Origin of the sequence: Nocardia sp. CDC160 (assembly GCF_035818795.1) — a bacterium.
Taxonomy (GTDB): Bacteria; Actinomycetota; Actinomycetes; order Mycobacteriales; family Mycobacteriaceae; genus Nocardia.
The window spans coordinates 426536-444626 of the sequence record NZ_JAYKYT010000001.1 but is presented as its reverse complement, the minus strand read 5'-3'; the positions used below and the strand labels follow the sequence as shown (position 1 = coordinate 444626).

The 18091-nt window shown below is 65.6% G+C and carries 23 protein-coding genes; 16 read left to right on the top strand and 7 right to left on the bottom strand.

Features of this window, described 5'->3' with window-relative positions; translation table 11 throughout:
- Nucleotides 1-182: 182 nt before the first annotated feature.
- Entirely contained in the window at nucleotides 183-1280 is a 1098-nt protein-coding gene (locus tag VMT40_RS01965) for an AMP-binding protein (RefSeq protein ID WP_326356259.1), read from the bottom strand.
- A 189-nt stretch (nucleotides 1281-1469) separates the two neighbouring features.
- Between VMT40_RS01965 and VMT40_RS01960 the strand changes: the two genes are divergently transcribed.
- Complete coding sequence (locus VMT40_RS01960) at nucleotides 1470-2477, top strand: ABC transporter substrate-binding protein (protein ID WP_326356258.1); 1008 nt, start codon at nucleotides 1470-1472, stop codon at nucleotides 2475-2477.
- Between the two features lie 34 nt (nucleotides 2478-2511).
- Nucleotides 2512-2844 carry an MmcQ/YjbR family DNA-binding protein gene (locus tag VMT40_RS01955; protein WP_326356257.1) on the top strand — a complete coding sequence of 111 codons (333 nt, stop codon included), beginning with the start codon at nucleotides 2512-2514 and terminating at the stop codon, nucleotides 2842-2844.
- Here the strand turns inward: VMT40_RS01955 and VMT40_RS01950 are convergent, their stop codons facing one another.
- Nucleotides 2845-3177 (bottom strand): cupin domain-containing protein, encoded by a 333-nt coding sequence (locus VMT40_RS01950; RefSeq protein WP_326356256.1) that lies wholly within the window; start codon nucleotides 3175-3177, stop codon nucleotides 2845-2847.
- Nucleotides 3178-3256: 79 nt separating this feature from the next.
- Between VMT40_RS01950 and yczR the strand changes: the two genes are divergently transcribed.
- Nucleotides 3257-4666 carry an aminotransferase-like domain-containing protein gene (yczR, locus tag VMT40_RS01945; protein ID WP_326356255.1) on the top strand — a complete coding sequence of 470 codons (1410 nt, stop codon included), beginning with the start codon at nucleotides 3257-3259 and terminating at the stop codon, nucleotides 4664-4666.
- A 27-nt stretch (nucleotides 4667-4693) separates the two neighbouring features.
- Here yczR and VMT40_RS01940 read toward each other — a convergent pair whose 3' ends face one another.
- Nucleotides 4694-6754: a M13 family metallopeptidase gene (locus VMT40_RS01940; RefSeq protein WP_326356254.1), complete on the bottom strand. Its 2061-nt coding sequence runs from the start codon at nucleotides 6752-6754 to the stop codon at nucleotides 4694-4696.
- A gap of 85 nt (nucleotides 6755-6839) precedes the next feature.
- Nucleotides 6840-8873, bottom strand: a complete 2034-nt coding sequence (locus VMT40_RS01935; RefSeq protein WP_326356253.1) for a M13 family metallopeptidase — start codon at nucleotides 8871-8873, stop codon at nucleotides 6840-6842.
- Nucleotides 8874-9189: 316 nt separating this feature from the next.
- Here VMT40_RS01935 and rplN point away from each other — a divergent pair, with 316 nt between their 5' ends.
- The 4 genes from rplN to VMT40_RS01915 are packed head-to-tail and all read left to right on the top strand — an operon-like array spanning nucleotide 9190 to nucleotide 10632.
- Nucleotides 9190-9558 (top strand): 50S ribosomal protein L14, encoded by a 369-nt coding sequence (rplN, locus tag VMT40_RS01930; RefSeq protein WP_033090674.1) that lies wholly within the window; start codon nucleotides 9190-9192, stop codon nucleotides 9556-9558.
- Nucleotides 9559-9560: 2 nt separating this feature from the next.
- Nucleotides 9561-9875, top strand: coding sequence for a 50S ribosomal protein L24 (gene rplX / locus VMT40_RS01925; protein WP_040804283.1), 315 nt, complete (start codon nucleotides 9561-9563; stop codon nucleotides 9873-9875).
- Between the two features lies 1 nt (nucleotide 9876).
- Nucleotides 9877-10443, top strand: a complete 567-nt coding sequence (rplE, locus tag VMT40_RS01920) for a 50S ribosomal protein L5 (RefSeq protein WP_326309577.1) — start codon at nucleotides 9877-9879, stop codon at nucleotides 10441-10443.
- Between the two features lie 3 nt (nucleotides 10444-10446).
- Nucleotides 10447-10632, top strand: a complete 186-nt coding sequence (locus tag VMT40_RS01915; RefSeq protein ID WP_029923637.1) for a type Z 30S ribosomal protein S14 — start codon at nucleotides 10447-10449, stop codon at nucleotides 10630-10632.
- Between the two features lie 132 nt (nucleotides 10633-10764).
- Here the strand turns inward: VMT40_RS01915 and VMT40_RS01910 are convergent, their stop codons facing one another.
- From VMT40_RS01910 to VMT40_RS01900, 3 genes are all read right to left on the bottom strand, one after another.
- Entirely contained in the window at nucleotides 10765-10986 is a 222-nt protein-coding gene (locus VMT40_RS01910; protein ID WP_326356252.1) for a hypothetical protein, read from the bottom strand.
- 575 nt (nucleotides 10987-11561) lie between these two features.
- Nucleotides 11562-11687, bottom strand: a complete 126-nt coding sequence (locus VMT40_RS01905) for a hypothetical protein (RefSeq protein WP_326356251.1) — start codon at nucleotides 11685-11687, stop codon at nucleotides 11562-11564.
- A gap of 42 nt (nucleotides 11688-11729) precedes the next feature.
- A complete protein-coding gene (locus VMT40_RS01900) occupies nucleotides 11730-12284 on the bottom strand; it encodes a hypothetical protein (RefSeq protein WP_326356250.1) in 555 nt (184 codons plus the stop codon).
- Between the two features lie 231 nt (nucleotides 12285-12515).
- Here VMT40_RS01900 and rpsH point away from each other — a divergent pair, with 231 nt between their 5' ends.
- From rpsH to map, 9 genes are all read left to right on the top strand, one after another.
- The gene (gene rpsH, locus VMT40_RS01895) at nucleotides 12516-12914 is read left to right on the top strand and encodes a 30S ribosomal protein S8 (protein ID WP_326309562.1); all 399 of its coding nucleotides are present in this window, start codon (nucleotides 12516-12518) and stop codon (nucleotides 12912-12914) included.
- Between the two features lie 14 nt (nucleotides 12915-12928).
- Nucleotides 12929-13468: a 50S ribosomal protein L6 gene (rplF, locus tag VMT40_RS01890; RefSeq protein ID WP_326356249.1), complete on the top strand. Its 540-nt coding sequence runs from the start codon at nucleotides 12929-12931 to the stop codon at nucleotides 13466-13468.
- 3 nt (nucleotides 13469-13471) lie between these two features.
- Nucleotides 13472-13879 (top strand): 50S ribosomal protein L18, encoded by a 408-nt coding sequence (gene rplR, locus VMT40_RS01885; RefSeq protein WP_326309560.1) that lies wholly within the window; start codon nucleotides 13472-13474, stop codon nucleotides 13877-13879.
- A gap of 31 nt (nucleotides 13880-13910) precedes the next feature.
- Nucleotides 13911-14555 carry a 30S ribosomal protein S5 gene (gene rpsE, locus VMT40_RS01880; RefSeq protein WP_326309558.1) on the top strand — a complete coding sequence of 215 codons (645 nt, stop codon included), beginning with the start codon at nucleotides 13911-13913 and terminating at the stop codon, nucleotides 14553-14555.
- A 1-nt stretch (nucleotide 14556) separates the two neighbouring features.
- The gene (rpmD, locus tag VMT40_RS01875; RefSeq protein ID WP_326309557.1) at nucleotides 14557-14742 is read left to right on the top strand and encodes a 50S ribosomal protein L30; all 186 of its coding nucleotides are present in this window, start codon (nucleotides 14557-14559) and stop codon (nucleotides 14740-14742) included.
- Nucleotides 14739-15182, top strand: coding sequence for a 50S ribosomal protein L15 (gene rplO, locus VMT40_RS01870; protein ID WP_326309556.1), 444 nt, complete (start codon nucleotides 14739-14741; stop codon nucleotides 15180-15182). Before rpmD ends, rplO begins: the two co-directional genes overlap by 4 nt.
- 167 nt (nucleotides 15183-15349) lie before the next feature.
- The gene (gene secY / locus VMT40_RS01865; RefSeq protein WP_326309555.1) at nucleotides 15350-16669 is read left to right on the top strand and encodes a preprotein translocase subunit SecY; all 1320 of its coding nucleotides are present in this window, start codon (nucleotides 15350-15352) and stop codon (nucleotides 16667-16669) included.
- Nucleotides 16666-17211, top strand: coding sequence for an adenylate kinase (locus VMT40_RS01860; RefSeq protein WP_326356248.1), 546 nt, complete (start codon nucleotides 16666-16668; stop codon nucleotides 17209-17211). Before secY ends, VMT40_RS01860 begins: the two co-directional genes overlap by 4 nt.
- Entirely contained in the window at nucleotides 17212-18012 is an 801-nt protein-coding gene (gene map, locus VMT40_RS01855; RefSeq protein ID WP_326356247.1) for a type I methionyl aminopeptidase, read from the top strand.
- Nucleotides 18013-18091 lie beyond the last annotated feature (79 nt).

Below are 18091 nucleotides of genomic sequence, written 5' to 3'. Positions count from 1 at the left end.
CGTCGGTTGTTCACGGTGACACCAGACCCGCTGGCACCCCGAGGCGTCGTCGCTCTCGGCGGCCAATTGGGTAATTCCACGATATCGCCGAAATACGTAGGAATAGTGCGGTTCGGTGGGTTCGGGGGTTTCTTCCCACAAAGTTCGATGCGAAGCCTGCAAACTGGGGCCTCGGGGCCGTTTCAGGCGGCGGCGTACCCGTCGGTACCGGAAAAATTCGTTTCAACGGACCGGTCGGTCGAATCGGAAAGTCGTGCGGGAGCGTCGGATTCGGTCATATCGAGCACCAGCCAGCCCTCGGTGGTCCAGGCTCCGAACTGCTCGGTGCGCACCAGGCGACCGCCCGGCACGAACGGATCATCGACGAATCCCTCCGCAAGACCGTCCAGTTCGAGCGCCAGGGCCGAGCCGCCTACGTACACCCGTCCGGACCGTCCGGGCGGTACCAGGCGCAGCGACTCGTCGAGCACCAGCAAACGCGCGCCCGGAATGGGCCGCACTCGACCCGATCCGTCAAGGGGGCCACGCGCCGCCACACCCGCGTATTCCGGTGTGGTGCAGGCGAATCCGGTGCACGAGCCGGGGGCCAATTCGCGCAACAGGGTCGAAAGCGCTGCCGGACAGTCGTTTCCGAAGACGTCCCAGCGGCGCACCGTGGGCAGCGCGGGGGAGGGCAGGTAGGCCAGGCCCGCGAGGGTGCCCGCGTCGGCCACCACGTGGGTCGCGGCGGACGTGGCGATGAGCTCGGCCAACGCGGTCGCGTCCGCGCGCTGGGCGGCGGTGGCCAGCACCAGGGTCGCGCCGTCGGCCAGGGCGGCCAGCAGTTCCACCGCGGCATCGGTGGTGTCCCAGCGGGTGGCCAGCAGGCGCACGTCGGGGGAGCCGTAGGCCCGATCGATCGGGCAGGCGCGCTGATCGGCGGCGACCGCGCGGCGGTCATCGGCGGCCGCGGCCACCGCGACCGGCTTCAGCCCCGTGCCCCGCGGACCCAATTCGGCCAGCACCGCACCGAATTCGGCGGCCGCGGCGATATCGCAGAGCACCCGGGCCAGATCGTCGAGGGTGGGTCCGGCGGTTCCGGTGACGCCGCCGTCGAGGCGTTCGTAGAGTTCGGCATAGGTGAGGATGTGGCCACCGCAGCGCACGGCGGTCCGCAGCGACGGCACGCGGCGACCGCACTCGATGAGCATGGAGACCGACGGCACGTCGTACAGTTCGACGCCGTTGGCCCATTCGTCCACGAGCCGGTGACGCTCGACGGCGGACAAGATTTCCGGCACCGCACGCTCCATCGTTCCAAACCCCCGGGTTCTAACTTATGCAACCCTAACCTAATCGACCGAGGACACGATAGGCCACCCCGATCGGGATCGAATCGGCGACGGCCGTCCCCAGGCTCGCGTGAAATTAGGCTAGGCTCACCTTCCGCTCGGCCGAATGGGCGGGCATCGGCAGACAGGAGAGTCACGATGAAGTCGGCGTTCTCGGTGTCCGGACCAGCGCGTGGCGGACGATCTCGAATCCTGCGGGTGGCCGTCGCGGCGGTCGTCGGGGTACTCGCGATCGGTCTGTCGGCCTGCGGCGCGAAGAGCGACGACACCTCGGCGGGTGGTGGCGAACCGGTCACCATCACCCATGCCCTCGGGCAGACCACCGTCACGGGCACACCGAAAAGGGTCGTGGCGCTGGGCAATCAGTGGCTCGACACCAGCCAGGCTCTCGGCGTCACCCCGGTCGGCTACATCGACAACATCGCGGTCCTCAGCAAGGGCGCGCCGCCCTGGGAGCCCGCGGCCCTGTCCACCTCGAAGGCCCTACAAACCACCGGCAACCTCGCCGAACAGGTCGCCGCCCTCAACCCGGACCTGATCCTGGCCGACCCCTTCATCGCCGACGCCAAAACCTACGGCGACCTCTCCAAGGTCGCCCCCACCCTCCCCGCCCTCGGCAAGGAAACCATCACTCCCTGGGCCGACCAGGTCCGCGCGTTGGGTCAGGTCCTCCACAAGTCCGAGACCGCCGAGAAACTGATCTCCGACCTGAACGGCCGCATCGACACCATCGCCCAACACAACCCCGGCCTGAAGGGCAAGACCTTCACCAGCTCCTGGCTCGCGGGCCCCTCCCAACTCATGGTCCTCACCGACCCCAACGACGGCTCCAGCCGCCTGTTCACCCAACTCGGCATGACCATCCCCCCGGCCCTGGTAGCCCAGGGCGGCAACGGCGGCCGCCTGGCCCTCTCCCCGGAACGCCTGGACGAACTGACCGCCGACCTCCTCCTCGCGGGCTACTCCCCGGGCATGGACGAGAAGTACCGCACCCTCCCAGGTTTCACCGACCTCCCCGCCGTCAAGAAAAACGCCACCGTCTTCCTCACCGTCCAAGAAATCAGCGCCATCAACCAACCCACCCCCCTCTCCCTCCCGTATCTCCTGGACAAACTCACCCCCGCTTTCGCCAACGCCGCCAAGTAGCACCTTGTCGGACCGGCCTGGAACCATCGATCGCATGACGACCGGGGATGATGTTCGGGCGGTGGCGCTTTCGTTGGCGCGTACCAAAGAGGGCTTCGAGTGGCAGATGCCCACCTTCCGGGTGGCGGGGAAGTTGTTTCTCACGCTGCCGGAGAACGAGACCTCGATGGCCGTCCGCTGCCCGATCGCCGACCGCGACGAGTTGGTCCAGGCCGAGCCGGACAAGTTTTGGATCGCACCGCACGAGGTGATGAACGCGTGGGTGCGGGTCCGGCTGGCGGCCTTGGACGATCTCGAGGAGTTGGAGGCCATTGTGATGGACTCCTGGCGGCAGGCCGCGCCCAAGGAACTGCTGGAATCCGACTGATCAGTTGCCGTATTGGGTGGTTTCGGGGCGTTCGATCAGGATGACGTGGGCGGGCTCGTCGGCTACCGGGCGGTGACGGACTCCACGCGGGACGGTGAAAAGCTCGCCGGGGGTGAGGGTTACGGGCGCGCGGTTTTCGAGTTCGATGCGGAGGGTGCCGTCCCAGCAGAGGAAGAGTTCGTCCTCGTCGTGGTGGTGCCAGGGGAACTCGCCGTGGATTTGGGCGACGCGGACGACCGCGTCGTTGACTCGGGCCAGTTCTCGCTGCTGGAAGGGGCCGGGGAGAGTGGCGATGGTGGCGGGGATCGATGCCGCGGTGAGTGTTTCGGTCATGGGGACAATCGTCGGTGGCGGCGGGTGGTGAGAGCAGATCCAATCGGGGAGAATTGGTTCCGTTATGGATCCAATTGAGGTGACCGAGCGGCTCGGGCGGTGGTCGTCGGGGCGGGGGCCGCTGTATGTGCTGCTGGCCGGGCGGCTGCGGCAGTTGATCGACGACGGCGAGCTGGCGGCCGGGGCGGTGCTGCCGCCGGATCGGGTGTTCGCGAAACAGCTCGCGGTGGGGCGCAATACGGTGATCGCGGCCTACGAACTGCTGGAATCCGAAGGGCGGATCGTGCGACGGCGGGGGAGCGGGACGCGGGTCGCCGGTGGGGTCGTCGAGACGGCCAGCGACACCACCAGCGCGCCGATGTTCCTGAATCTGTTGGAGCCGCGGGCGGATCTGATCTCGCTGGCCTGCGCCGCGCCGGAAGCGCCGCCGCAGGTGGTGACCGAGGCCTACGCCGAGATGGTGCCGGTGCTGGCGGGCATGACCGCCGAAATCGGTTATCACCCCGCGGGCTATCCGCCATTGCGGGCAGCCATCGCGGAACGGTACACGCGGCTGGGTGCACCGACTGGGCCCGAACGGATACTCGTCACCAATGGCGGTCAGCAGGCGCTGTCGCTGTTGGCGCGGGCCTTCGTGCGGCCGGGGGATCGGGTGGTGGTCGAAACGCCCACGTACCCGGGCGCATTGGAAGCCTTCCACGAGGAGGCCGCCGTGCTCACCACGCTGCCGATCGGATTCGCCGGATTCGAGGCCGCACTGCGAACCCGGCGGCCGGTGCTCGCCTACGCGACACCGACCTTCCAAAACCCCACCGGCACTGTCCTTTCCGGACTCCAGCGCCGACGGATCGCGGAAGTGGCGGCGGCGCAAGATGTTCCGCTCATCGCCGACGAGATCACCGCCGATCTGGGGTTCCCCGGCATCGAGATGCCACCGCCGCTGGCCGCCGACGCGGACGAGGTCATCTCCATCGGCTCCCTGAGCAAGAACATCTGGGGCGGCCTGCGCGTCGGCTGGATTCGGGCCGCGGAGCCGGTGATCGCACGCCTCACCCGCTTGCGCGCGGTCCACGACCTGGGCGGGAACCTGCCCGCCCAACTGGCCGCGACCGGCCTGATCTCGAGTATCGACACCACGGCCCCGCAGCGCGCCACCCGCCTGCGCACCGGCCACGACTTCCTGCGCGCGAAACTCGCCGCCGCGCTGCCGGAGTGGGAGGTACCGCCGGTCGAGGGCGGCCAAACCCTCTGGGTACGACTGCCTTACGGCGACGGCACCTCGTTCGCGCAAACCACCCTGCGCCACGGCATCGCCATTCTCGCCGGATCCGGCCTGGACCCCGGCGGCGGCAGCGACGACCACATCCGCCTGCACTTCCGCCACCCGGATGCCGTGCTGGAGGCGGCGGTCGAGCGTCTCGCGTCCGCGTGGCGGGCCTACCACCCGCCCGCGCGTCGCGTCGTCACACCGCCGCCGCTGGCCGTCTGAGCCAAGTCGCTGGCCGTCTGAGCCGAATCAGAAGGTGGCGCGCTGATCCTCGGCGAGGAACAGCTTGTCGCCCTCCTTCACCTCGAAGGTGGCGTAGAACTCGGCCTGATTCCGTACCACCTGATTGGCCCGGAACTCATCGGGCGAGTGGACGTCATTGGCGATCAGATTCTCGGTGTATTGCTTGGTCTGCTTGGACCGCCAGTTGCGACCCCAGGCTTCGAGCATGTCCTTGTAGGACGGATTCTCGACACCCGCGCGCTTCTGATTGATGCGATACGCCGCGAAAGCCATTTGCAGACCGCGATTGTCGGCGACATTCTCACTCAGCGTCAGGGTGCCGTCCACGTGGTGCGCCGGATCCAGCCCCTGCGGAACCAGGCCGTTGTACTGGTCGACCAGCTTCTTGGTGCGTTCCTCGAACTTGGCGCGATCGGCGGGCGTCCACCAATCCTTCAGATTGCCGTCGGCATCGTATTTGGAGCCCTGATCATCGAAACCGTGTCCGATCTCGTGGCCGATGACCGCCCCGCCCGCACCGTAGTTCACGGCGGGCTCGGCATTGGCGTCGAAGAACGGCGGCTGCAAGAACGCGGCCGGGAAAACGATTTCATTGTTGACCGGCTGGTAGTAGGCATTCACCGTCTGCGGCGTCATGCCCCACTCGGTCTTGTCGACCGGCTTGTCCAGCTTGTCGAACATCTTCTTGGAGCCGAAAACATTGACCGCGCGCAAGGATTGGATGAGCTGCCCGCGAGTGATCTTCAGACCGCTGTAATCCTCCCACTTGTCCGGATAGCCGATCTTCACGCCCATCTTGCCCAGCTTGACCAGCGCGGCATCCTTGGTCGGCTGCGACATCCAGGTCGAGTTGGTGAAATTGTCCTTGTAGGCGGCGATGAAGTCGGCGACCATATCCAGGGCCCGCTGCTTGGCCTCGGGCGGGAAATGCTTGGCCACGTACAGTTTTCCGAGCTGCTCGCCCAGATTCGAATCGACGGTCGAGACCGCGGACTTCCACCGCTCCGGCCGCTGCTGCAGCCCGCTCATCACGGTCCCGAAGAACTCGAAATTGGCGTCGGCGATCGCCTGCGGCAGGAATCGCGCGTATTCCCGCACCACCGCCAGCTTCAGATACTCCCGCCACACCGCGATATCCACGTCGTGCCACAGCTGCCCCGCCGCGGTGATGTAGGACGGCTCGGCCACGATCACCGTCGCGAACAGGCTCTTGGGTCGATCGGTATTGCCGGAAAGCCAGGGGTCCCAATCGAATTGCGGAGCCAGCGCCACCATGTCGTTCCACGACATCTTGTTGTAGCTGGCCTCGGTGTTGTGCAGTTTGATGTTGTCCCAGAAGTTGGCGGCGATCTTCGTCTCGAGATCGAGCACCCGCCCCGCCATGGCGACCGGATCCGGGAATCCGGCACCGGTGGCGATCTTCTCCAGGAAGGTCTTGTATCCGGCCAGCTTGTCGGCGTATTCGGGCTTGCGGTAGTACTGCTCGCTCAATCCGATACCGGACTGCCCGACCGAGGCGATGTGCGCGCTGGAGTTCTTCCGGTCGACCGAAACGCCCAGCCCGATCAGACCGCCGATCGGCAGCTGAGCCATCACCTTCGCCAATTCCGGCTTGCCCGCCGCCTTGTCGATATCGGCGAACATCTCGTTCAGCGGCGTCATGCCCAGCTTCTCGATGGTGTCCACATCCATGCGCGCGTCGTACAGGTCGCGGATCTGCTGCTCGGCGGTGCCCGGCTTGGGATCTTTGATGCCCTCGATGATCTCGCGCAACTGCCCCTGCACCCGATCGCCGACCTCGTCGAAGGTGCCGAACGACACCTTGTCCGCGGGCAGCGAATAGTCCTGCAGCCATTTGCCATTGACGAACCGGTACAGATCGTCCTGCGGTCGCACCGTCGCATCCGACCCGGACAGGTCGGGGCCGGTGAGCTGGGTCGAGGTGACCGTGTTCTTCGAATCATTCGAACACGCCGCCAGCGTGGCGACGGCAGGCGCGAGACCCAGTGCGATCAGAAAACGGCGACGGTCCAAACCGGCCGGACGACCCGACGATGTCACAGGCACTACCTCTCCCCGAAGCTGCGAATACCGACGCGAGGCTACCGGGGATGGCAGCCCCGCGCGGGGTGTCGCGAACCTGTGAGCTTGCTCAGAGCGTGACGCGCTGGTCCGGCGGCAGGTATTCCTTGTCGCCTTCCTTCACGTCGTAGGTGCTGTAGAACTCGCCGAGGTTCTTCACGACCTGGTTGCACCGGAATTCCGCCGGGGAATGCGGATCATTGGCGAGCTGATTCTCCAGCGCCTCGGTCGTCATCTTGGTCCGCCAGGTGCGTCCCCAGGATTCGAACATCGGCTTGTAGTCGGGCGTCTGGGTCCCGTTCCGCTTCTCGACCATGCGATAGGCCGCCAGCGAAATCTCCAACCCGCGCAGATCCGCCAGGTTCTCACCCACGGTCAGCTCGCCGTTCACGTGCTGATCCGGCGGCAGCCCCTCCGGCACCAGCGCGTTGTACTGGTCGATGAGCTGCTGCGTCTTGGCCTGGAACGCCGCCTTGTCCGCGGGCGTCCACCAATCCTTCAGATTGCCGTCGCCGTCGTATTTCGAGCCCTGGTCGTCGAATCCGTGTCCGATCTCGTGGCCGATGACCGCCCCGCCCGCACCGTAGTTCACGGCGGGCTCGGCATCCGGATCGAAGAACGGCGGCTGCAGGAAGGCGGCGGGGAACACGATCTCGTTGCCGCTGGGGTTGTAGTAGGCGTTCACCGTCTGCGGCGGCATGCCCCACTCCGACTTGTCCACCGGCGTCCCCAGTCGATCGAACATGCGCTTGGTCTTGAAAGCGTCCGAGGCGCGCAGGGATTCGATCAGTCTGCCGCGGGTGACGGTGAGCTTGGAGTAGTCCTCCCACTTGTCCGGGTAGCCGATCTTGGCATTGATCTTGTCGAGCTTGGCGATGGCCGCCTCCCGGGTGGGCGGGGACATCCACGTCGAATTCTGGAAATTCTCCTTGTAGGCGGCGCGCAGATCGCCGACCATATCCAGCGCCCGCTTCTTGGCCTCGGGCGGAAAATGCTTGTCCACGTAGAGCTTTCCGAGCGCCTCGCCCACGGTGTTGTTCACGGTGAGCACCGCCGACTTCCACTGCTCCGGCCGTTGCTTCAGCCCCTGCATCTCCTTGCCGAAGAAGTCGAAGCTCGGATCGGCGATGGCCTTGGGTAGATAGGTGGCGAAGGCGCGCACCAGGCCGAGCTTCAAATACTCACGCCAGGCGGCGATATCGACATCGGCCCACAGCTGTGCGGCCCCGGTGATGAACGACGGCTCACCCACGTCGATCTTGTCGAACAGATTCTTGGGGCGGTCCGTGGTGCCGGAAAGCCAAGGGTCCCAGTCGAATCGCGGTCCGAGTGCGGTCAGCTCGGCCCAGCTCATCAGGTTGTAGGTGGCGTCGGTGTCGCGCAGTTTGACATTGTCCCAATGGAATCCGGCGATCCGCGCCTCCAGATCGACCACTCGATTCGCCAGCGCTTCCGGATCCGCGAACCCGGCCCCGGCCGCGATGCGCTGCATATAGGTCCGGTAGGCGGCCAGCTTCCCGGCGTACTTGGGATCGCTGTAGTACTGCTGATCCAGCCCGAGCCCCGCCTGCGAGACCGAGGGCAGGTAGGCGTTGGAGTCCTTCGGATCCGGCCCGACGCCCAGTCCGATCAGCCCCACGCCCGGCAGCCCGCCCATCACCTTCGCCAGATCCGGCTTGGCCGCGGCCTTGTCGATCTGATCGAACAGATCCTGCAGCGGCGTCATGCCGAGCTTCTCGATCTCGTCCTTGTCCATCCGCGCGTCGTAGATATCGCGGATCTTCTGCTCGTTGGAGCCGGACTTGGGATTGTGAATCCCCTCGATGATCTCCTTGAGCTGCTGCTGCACCCGCTCCTGCACCTCGTCGAAGGTGCCGAAGGACACCTTGTCCGGCGGCAGCTTGTACTCGTCGAGCCACTTGCCGTTGACGAACCGATACAGATCGTCCTGCGGCCGAATGGCCGGATTCGACCCGGACATGTCCGGCCCGATCAGCTGCTTGGGTTTGTCGTTCTTATTGCATGAGGTCAGCACGGCCACGGTAGGAACCAGGCCCAGCGCGATCAAGAACTTGCGGCGGTCGAGAGCTGGACGCTCGGACAACGCGAATCTCCTCTACCGGATAATCGGGATAGCTCGTACGTTGCTCGCGCCGACCGTAATCGACCTCGCTGAGGAACACCTGAATCCGCGGCCCGCCGTGTGTCCGCTCACCCCGATTTGGGTCCGACCTGCGGCTTCGCTACACTTGACCGGTTGCCTGCGGGAGCTGTGCCCCCGCACTTCGGCCGCGAACCCACAGTGGTTGATCTCCAGCTTGGTGAAAACCGCTGGCAGGCGCGCGTTTGAAGGGCAACTGACCATGCCCGTCGGGTCGGCAATCCGGCGTGCATTTCGTCCAGGTCTAGGAGGAGCTGAAGTGATTCAGCAGGAGTCGCGACTGCGCGTCGCCGACAACACGGGTGCCAAGGAGATCCTCTGCATCCGCGTTCTCGGTGGTTCGTCGCGTCGCTATGCCGGTATCGGCGACATCATCGTCGCCACCGTGAAGGACGCCATCCCCGGTGGCAACGTCAAGAAGGGCGAGGTCGTCAAGGCCGTCGTCGTGCGCACCGTCAAGGAGCGTCGTCGCCCGGATGGTTCGTACATCAAGTTCGACGAGAACGCCGCGGTGCTCATCAAGGCGGACAACGATCCGCGTGGCACCCGCATCTTCGGCCCGGTCGGCCGTGAGCTGCGTGAGAAGCGTTTCATGAAGATCGTCTCGCTGGCCCCGGAGGTGCTCTAACTATGAAGGTGCACAAGGGCGACACGGTCATCGTGATCTCGGGCAAGGACAAGGGCGCCAAGGGCAAGGTCATTCAGGCCTACCCGGCGACCGGCAAGGTCCTGGTCGAGGGCGTGAACCGCATCAAGAAGCACGTCGCGAATTCCGCGAACCAGCGTGGCGCCAGCTCGGGCGGCATCGTCACCCAGGAAGCGCCGATCCAGGCCTCCAACGTGATGGTCGTCGACTCCGACGGCAAGCCGACCCGCGTGGGCTACCGCACCGATGAGAACGGCAAGCGGGTCCGCATCTCCCGTCGCAACGGGAAGGACATCTGAGATGACTTCTACCGAGAACAAGGTGCAGCCGCGCCTGAAGACCCGCTACCGCGAGGAAATCAAGCCCGCGCTGCAGCAGGAATTCGACTACGCCAACGTCATGCAGATCCCCGGCGTGGTGAAGGTCGTCGTGAACATGGGTGTCGGCGACGCCGCCCGTGACGCGAAGCTGATCAACGGTGCGGTCGCCGACCTCACCCTGATCACCGGCCAGAAGCCCGAGATCCGCAAGGCCACCAAGTCCATCGCGCAGTTCAAGCTGCGTGAGGGCATGCCGATCGGCGCGAAGGTGACCCTGCGCGGCGACCGCATGTGGGAGTTCCTGGACCGTCTGATCTCCATCGCGCTTCCGCGTATCCGCGACTTCCGCGGTCTCTCGCCGAAGCAGTTCGACGGCCACGGCAACTACACCTTCGGTCTCTCCGAGCAGTCGATGTTCCACGAGATCGACGTCGACAAGATCGACCGTCCGCGTGGTATGGACATCACCGTGGTGACCACCGCCACCAACAACGAAGAAGGCCGCGCCCTGCTCAAGCACCTCGGCTTCCCGTTCAAGGAGAACTGATCCATGGCTAAGAAGGCTCTGATCAACAAGGCCAACGCCAAGCCGAAGTTCGCGGTGCGTGCCTACACCCGCTGCCAGCGCTGCGGCCGCCCCCACGCCGTCTACCGCAAGTTCGGCCTCTGCCGAGTCTGCCTGCGCGAGATGGCCCACCGCGGCGAACTCCCGGGCGTCCACAAGTCGTCCTGGTGACTTACCGGTCCAAGCGACCGCGTAATACCAAACCCGAAGGCCCCCACCGAGACCCGTCCCGGTAGGGGCCTTCGGCGTTTCATCCGCGTCCCGCCGGGTTCCGTATCACTGGAATTCTCGGCAATGCCGCGCTCAGCTGCCCCCGGCGTGATGGCCACCGAATCCGCCACGCAGCACCCGGCCGCCGACCGCGGGGACGCCCCTGTCGAAGACACGTCCGGTGGTGGGGCGCACAAAGGTACCCAGAGCCAAGCCGACGACCGCACCGACGGCCGGATAGATCAGCGACGGGGAATGGTGCAGCCAGAACCGTGAATACGTGTCGTCATCGGTGTCGCAAAGGTCGTCATCCACCCTTACATTTGTCTCCGGGTCGACGCAGACGGCCACATCGGTAGGTTCGGCGTCGTCATCCGTCGACTGGGCAGTCGTGCTTGGTGCGGTAATGGTGGGGGCACCGGTGGTGGCGGGTGGCGTGCTCGTGGACGGGAGCCGCTGACTCGTGGTGGGGAGAGGAGCGGTGGAAGCGGCCGCACGGTCTGACGGGGGAGCGACGCACCCACTGGATACGAGTGTGGCTGCCACCGTTGCCGGTAGCAGATATGAAACCCTGAGCGAACGCTTGCGCGGCTTATCCGGTTGCGCGATTTGGGCCATGCCCGGCACTTCCTCTCCCCCTTTGTAGAGGAGATCCTAGCGGTCCGTCCCGCATCAACCCTGCCGATTCTGGTTCGATCGCGCGGGCGGCAGCGCCCGGCCCGCAACCGATTCGACGTCGCTCGCTACACCGGTACCACGGTCAGCTACACCTACCAAACCCCCGGCGAAATCTGGCCCAAGACCTACTGCCTGGGCCCCGCCCACTGACCGACCCAATCCATCTCGCGTCGTACCGGTGTGACCGCCTTGCACCTGCACGACGGCCAGCGTCAGTCGTCCAGTCGTTCCTCGCCGAACACGGCGTCGATCTCCGCGCGTTCCTCTGCACCGCTTGCGGCATCTGCAAAGCGGGCAGAAATGGCTTTGAGCTCAGCCTGGGTGATGGTGCGAGCCATGCTGCAATCATCGCAACAGCAGCTATGTGTTGCCCTATCAATTCAGGGGCAGGCGGCTAGGGCGGCGTCTTTGGCGGTGAAGTAGCGGTCTTGGGCGGACATGAAGTCGTCCTCGTTGCCGGTGCCCTGGCCTAGGTTGGTCCACTGGGTGGCGAATGCTGTTGCGGCTTGGGAGTATTCGTTCAGGGTGGAGGTGAAGGCGGCGGGGGTGGGGGCGGCGGACAGGGCGTCGCCGACTTGCTTGGCCGCCGCGTTGAGGGCGGTGGCGGCGTCGGTGATGGCGGGGAGGGTTGCCTCGGCGGAGGCGTGTTCGTTGAGGCGTTGTTTGACGGTCTCGAGTTTGAAGCTTGCCTCGACGGCGGCGGAGAAGAAGGCGCTGCAGACCGTGTTCTGACGGCTGGCCGCCTGTGCGGAGGTGGCGGCGGCCGCGGAGCTCGCGGCCACCGACGAGCGGTAGGCGGTGACATCGGCCTCGTTGGCGACGCCTTGGCCGTCGATGACGGTCGTGCACCCGACCGCCGCCAGGCTCGCGCCTACGGCCGTGACGGCGAGTAGCGTCCCGATTGTCCGTTCCAGCGTTCCCATGACACGTTTCACAGCTCCTCCTCGGCCCCCCGATTTGGTGGCTGATCTGCGGTTGTCTACACTAGACCGGTTGCTCGGGCACAGCTGTGTCCATTCGCGCCTGGCGCGGGTGGCGTTGCTCCGGGCGCAAGTGCTCAATCCGGTCGGGCAACCCCGGCTGGACCGCCCCTATTTGTCGTAGGCCCACGACCGCCCTTTGACGGTGCTGAATGGGAACCGCGGCGAGAGAGGTAACGGTCGAACATGACCATGACTGATCCCATCGCAGACTTCTTGACCCGTCTGCGCAACGCCAACTCGGCGTACCACGATCAGGTGAAGGCTCCGCACTCGAAGCTCAAGGCGAACATCGCCGAGATCCTCAAGCGCGAGGGCTACATCGCCGACTACCGCACCGAAGACGCGAACGTCGGCAAGACCCTGATCGTCGACCTGAAGTACGGCCCCTCGCGTGAGCGCTCCCTGCAGGGCGTCCGCCGCGTGTCGAAGCCGGGTCTCCGGGTTTACGCGAAGTCCACCAACCTGCCCAAGGTGCTCGGCGGCCTCGGCGTGGCGATTATCTCCACGTCCTCCGGTCTGCTCACTGATCGTCAGGCCAAGCAGCAGGGCGTGGGCGGCGAAGTCCTCGCCTACGTCTGGTAAGGGAGGTAGGAACAATGTCGCGTATCGGTAAGAAGCCGATCCCGGTTCCCGCCGGAGTCGAGGTGACCATCGACGGCCAGAACATCACCGTGAAGGGTTCCAAGGGCACCCTGTCGCACGTGGTGGCCGAGCCGATCACCGTCACCAAGGCCGAGTCGGGTGAGCTCGAGGTGATTCGTCCCAACGACGAGCGCCAGAACCGCTCCCTGCACGGTCTGACCCGCACCCTGATCAACAACATGATCATCGGTGTGACGCAGGGCTACGAGAAGAAGATGGAAATCTTCGGCGTCGGTTACCGCGTGCAGGCCAAGGGCTCGAACCTCGAGTTCGCCCTGGGCTACTCGCACCCGGTCCCGGTCGACGCCCCCGAGGGCATCACCTTCGCGGTGGAGTCCCCGACCAAGTTCTCGGTGTCCGGCATCGACAAGCAGAAGGTCGGCCAGATCGCCGCGGTGATCCACGGCCTGCGCAAGCCCGACCCGTACAAGGGCAAGGGCATCCGCTACGCCGGTGAGGTCGTTCGCCGCAAGGTCGGAAAGACGGGTAAGTAAGCCATGGCACAAACCGAAAAGCAGAAGGCCGCTCGTAAGCCGATCGGCACCGACGTCTCGACCGCGCGTCGTCTGTCCAAGGCGCGTCGTCACTTCCGTCTGCGCAAGAAGATCGCAGGCACCACCGAGCGTCCGCGCCTGGTGGTCAACCGCTCCTCGCGCCACATCCACGCTCAGCTGATCGACGACACCGTCGGCAAGACCATTGCCGCCGCGTCGACCATCGAGGCCGATGTGCGTGCCGTCGAGGGCGACAAGTCCGCCAAGGGCGCCAAGGTCGGCGAGCTCATCGCCGCCCGCGCCAAGGCTGCCGGTGTCGAGGCGGTCGTGTTCGACCGTGGTGGTCACGACTACCACGGCCGCATCGCGGCGCTCGCCGACGCCGCCCGTGAAGGTGGGCTGAAGTTCTGATGATCAACACTGCGAACGAAGGGAACGTCTGATGCCGGGACGTCAGCGGCGTGACGGCGGAAACGGTCCCGCCGGACAGAATGGTGGCAACAACGACCGCGATCAGCGCGGTGGCGGTCGCGACCGCCGCGGCGGCAACGATCGTCGGGACAATGCCGCCGAGAAGAACCAGCTCGAGCGCGTCGTCGCGATCAACCGCGTCTCCAAGGTCGTGAAGGGTGGTCGTCGCTTCAGCTTCACCGCCCTCGTGATCGTCGGTGACGGCAACGGTCTGGTCGGCGTCGGCTACGGCAAGGCCAAGGAAGTTCCCGCGGCCATCCAGAAGGGTGTCGAAGAGGCTCGCAAGAACTTCTTCCGCGTTCCGATGATCGGCTCCACGGTCACCCACCCGGTTCAGGGTGAGGCCGCGGCCGGTGTCGTCATGCTGCGTCCGGCTTCGCCCGGTACCGGTGTGATCGCCGGTGGCGCCTGCCGTGCCGTGCTGGAATGCGCTGGCATCCATGATGTTCTGGCCAAGTCGCTCGGTAGCGACAACGCCATCAACGTCGTGCACGCCACCGTCGCTGCCCTCAAGCAGCTGCAGCGTCCCGAAGAGGTCGCGGCCCGTCGTGGCCTGCCCCTCGAGGACGTCGCTCCTGCGGGCATGCTGCGTGCGCGCGCGGGACAGGGAGTCTGATATGGCACAGCTGAAAGTGACCCAGGTCAAGTCCAGCATCGGCGCCAAGGCGAATCAGCGCGAGTCGCTGCGCACCCTCGGGCTGCGCAAGATCCGCCAGTCCGTGGTGCGTGAGGACAACGCGCAGAACCGCGGCCTGATCAACGTCGTGCGCCACCTCGTTGTTGTAGAGGAGGTCAACGCATGACCATCAAGTTGCATCACCTGCGTCCTGCCCCCGGTTCCAAGACCGAGAAGACCCGTGTGGGTCGCGGTGAGGGTTCCAAGGGCAAGACCGCGGGCCGCGGTACCAAGGGTACGAAGGCTCGCAAGAACGTCCCGGTCCGCTTCGAGGGCGGTCAGATGCCGATTCACATGCGTCTGCCCAAGCTCAAGGGCTTCACCAACCCGTTCCGCACCGAGTACCAGGTCGTGAACGTCGGTGACATCGCCCGCGTGTTCCCCGAGGGCGGCACCATCGGCAAGGCCGAGCTGGTCGCCAAGGGCCTGGTTCGCAAGAACGAGCTCGTGAAGGTGCTCGCCGAGGGCGAAATCGCTGTGGCCGTGCAGGTTTCGGCGGACAAGTTCTCCGGCTCCGCCAAGGAGAAGATCGTCGCGGCCGGTGGCACCGCCACCGAGCTGGCCTGACGGTAACCTGAAGTAGCAACGGCACCGGGCGAGTCGCAAGCTCGCCCGGTGTCGCTGTTAAAGTTCAAGTGTTGTCTGCCAACACCGTCATGGTTCTCGGCTCTTTGTGGCTAACCAGCCCAATGCTGAATCCGTGGCCTGACCCATGTCGTTAGCCAGGAGGATCTGTGCTTTCCGCCTTCGTGTCGGCTTTCCGGACCCCGGACTTACGGCGGAAGATTCTCTTCACGCTGGGACTGATCGCGCTCTACCGGCTCGGTGCGTCGCTGCCCTCGCCGGGCGTCAGTTACAAGAACGTTCAAGAATGCGTCAATCTGGTCAACGGCGGTGACTCCGCCGGTATCTACCAGCTCATCAATCTCTTCTCCGGTGGCGCGCTGCTGCAGCTGTCGGTGTTCGCGATCGGCATCATGCCGTACATCACGGCGAGCATCATTATTCAGCTGCTGACCGTCGTCATTCCGCGGTTCGAGGAACTGCGCAAAGAAGGCCAAGCGGGTCAGAACAAGATGACCCAGTACACGCGCTATCTGTCTGTCGCGTTGGCCGTGCTGCAGTCGACCGGTCTGGTCGCGCTCGCCTCCCGCGGACAGCTGTTGCGTGGCTGCCCCAAGGACATCCTCGACGACACCTCGATCTTCGGCATGATCATCATCGTGCTGGTCATGACCGCGGGCGCGGCCCTGGTCATGTGGTTCGGCGAGCAGATCACCGAACGCGGCATCGGTAACGGCATGTCGCTGTTGATCTTCGCGGGCATCGCGGCCCGCATCCCCTCCGAGGGCAAGATGATCTACGACAGCCGCGGCTGGATCACCACCACCCTGGTGGCGTGTGCCGCGCTGGTGGTCATCGTCGGCGTCATCTTCGTCGAGCAGGGCCAGCGCCGGATTCCGGTGCAGTACGCCAAGCGCGTGGTCGGCCGCAAGATGTACGGCGGCTCCTCGACCTATCTGCCGTTGAAGGTGAACCAGGCGGGTGTCATCCCGGTCATCTTCGCGTCCTCGCTGTTGTACCTGCCGAACCTGTTGGCGCAGTTGACCCAGAAGTCCTCGGGCAACCCGGCCAAGTGGCAGGAGCTGATCCAGAAGTATCTGGTCAACCCGAGCAACCCGGTCTACGTGGGCATCTACTTCGCGTTGATCGTGTTCTTCACCTACTTCTATGTCGCGATCACCTTCAATCCGGAGGAGCGCGCGGACGAGATGAAGAAGTTCGGCGGCTTCATTCCGGGCTACCGCCCGGGCAAGCCCACCGCCGACTACCTGAACTACGTCCTGAGCCGAATCACCCTCCCCGGCTCCATCTACCTCGGTGCTGTCGCTGTTCTGCCGAACCTGCTCCTCGGGATCGGGGCCTCGGGCGGTGTGACCAACCTGCCGTTCGGTGGTACCGCGGTGCTGATCATTGTGAGCGTCGGCCTCGATACCGTGAAACAGATCGAGAGCCAGTTGATGAACCGAAACTACGAAGGGTTCCTGAAGTGAGACTCGTACTGCTCGGACCGCCCGGTGCCGGTAAAGGCACCCAGGCCGAACTGTTGTCGGAAAAGCTCGGTGTTCCGCACATCTCCACCGGGAACCTCTTCCGCACCAACATCGCGGAGCAGACTCCGCTGGGCCGCGAGGCGCAGCAGTACCTCGACGCGGGCAACCTGGTTCCGTCGGACGTGACCAACCGCATGGTCGAGGCCCGCATCGCCGAGCCCGACGCCGTCAACGGCTTCATCCTCGACGGCTACCCGCGCACCGTGGATCAGGCCGAGGCGCTGGAGAAGATGCTCAAGGAGTCGGGCAAGGAGCTCGACGCCGTGCTGTCCTTCGTGGTCGACGAGGACGTGGTGGTCGAGCGCATGCTGGCCCGCGGCCGCGGCGACGACACCGAAGAGGTCATCCGCAACCGCATGCGCGTCTACCGCGAGGAGACCGAGCCGCTGCTGGACCACTACGACGGTTCGGTCGTGTCGGTCGAGGGCGTCGGCGAGATCGACGAGGTCAACGCGCGTGCGCTGAAGGCGCTGGGTCGCTGAATGGTCTTCGGCCGCAAGAGCAAGCGGGTGGTGCCCTTCCGCACCTCCGGTGAACTGGACGCCATGGCGGCGGCGGGCGCCATCGTCGGTCGCGCGCTGGTGGCGGTGCGGGCCGCCGCCAAGCCCGGGGTCTCCACCCTGGAATTGGACGAGGTGGCCGAGTCGGTGATCCGTGAGGCCGGGGCGATCCCGTCCTTCAAGGGCTACCACGGGTTCCCGGGTTCCATCTGCTCGTCGGTGAACGACCGTGTGGTGCACGGCATCCCGAGCAAGGACGAGATCCTGGTCGAGGGCGATCTGGTGTCCATCGACTGCGGCGCCATCCTCGACGGCTGGCACGGCGACTCGGCCTGGACCTTCGGCGTCGGCACCATCATCGAGGCCGACCGCCTGCTGTCCGAGGCCACCCGCCTGTCCATGGAGGCGGGCATCGCCGCCATGCTGCCCGGCAACCGTCTCTCGGACGTCTCGCACGCCATCGAGCAGGGCACCTACGCCGCGGAGAAGCTGCACGACCGCAAGTACGGCATCGTCTCCGGCTACGGCGGCCACGCCATCGGCCGCGAAATGCACATGGACCCGTTCCTGCCGAACGAGGGCGCGCCCGGCAAGGGCCCCGAGCTCCGCATCGGTTCCGTCCTCGCCATCGAGCCCATGCTCACCCTCGGCACCACGGAAACCCATGAGCTGGACGACCATTGGACCGTCGTCACCGACGACGGCTCCCGCGCCGCCCACTGGGAGCACACGGTAGCCGTCACCGAAGACGGCCCCCGCATCCTCACTCCGCGCCCGGAGTAACTCCCGCACAACGCTTTCCGCACCCGCCCCGGCATCCGCCGAGGCGGGTGCGGTCGTTTGCGCCGGGTTAGGATCGACG

Coding starts and splice junctions, on each gene's coding strand:
- rplX (WP_040804283.1), top strand. CDS start 9,561: ATGAAGGTGCACAAGGGCGACACGGTCATCGTGATCTCGGGCAAGGAC.
- map (WP_326356247.1), top strand. CDS start 17,212: ATGGTCTTCGGCCGCAAGAGCAAGCGGGTGGTGCCCTTCCGCACCTCC.
- VMT40_RS01950 (WP_326356256.1), bottom strand. CDS start 3,177: ATGACCGAAACACTCACCGCGGCATCGATCCCCGCCACCATCGCCACT.
- VMT40_RS01955 (WP_326356257.1), top strand. CDS start 2,512: ATGACGACCGGGGATGATGTTCGGGCGGTGGCGCTTTCGTTGGCGCGT.
- rpmD (WP_326309557.1), top strand. CDS start 14,557: ATGGCACAGCTGAAAGTGACCCAGGTCAAGTCCAGCATCGGCGCCAAG.
- rplR (WP_326309560.1), top strand. CDS start 13,472: ATGGCACAAACCGAAAAGCAGAAGGCCGCTCGTAAGCCGATCGGCACC.
- VMT40_RS01905 (WP_326356251.1), bottom strand. CDS start 11,687: ATGGCTCGCACCATCACCCAGGCTGAGCTCAAAGCCATTTCTGCCCGC.
- rpsE (WP_326309558.1), top strand. CDS start 13,911: ATGCCGGGACGTCAGCGGCGTGACGGCGGAAACGGTCCCGCCGGACAG.
- rplF (WP_326356249.1), top strand. CDS start 12,929: ATGTCGCGTATCGGTAAGAAGCCGATCCCGGTTCCCGCCGGAGTCGAG.
- VMT40_RS01960 (WP_326356258.1), top strand. CDS start 1,470: ATGAAGTCGGCGTTCTCGGTGTCCGGACCAGCGCGTGGCGGACGATCT.
- rpsH (WP_326309562.1), top strand. CDS start 12,516: ATGACCATGACTGATCCCATCGCAGACTTCTTGACCCGTCTGCGCAAC.
- rplE (WP_326309577.1), top strand. CDS start 9,877: ATGACTTCTACCGAGAACAAGGTGCAGCCGCGCCTGAAGACCCGCTAC.
- VMT40_RS01915 (WP_029923637.1), top strand. CDS start 10,447: ATGGCTAAGAAGGCTCTGATCAACAAGGCCAACGCCAAGCCGAAGTTC.
- rplO (WP_326309556.1), top strand. CDS start 14,739: ATGACCATCAAGTTGCATCACCTGCGTCCTGCCCCCGGTTCCAAGACC.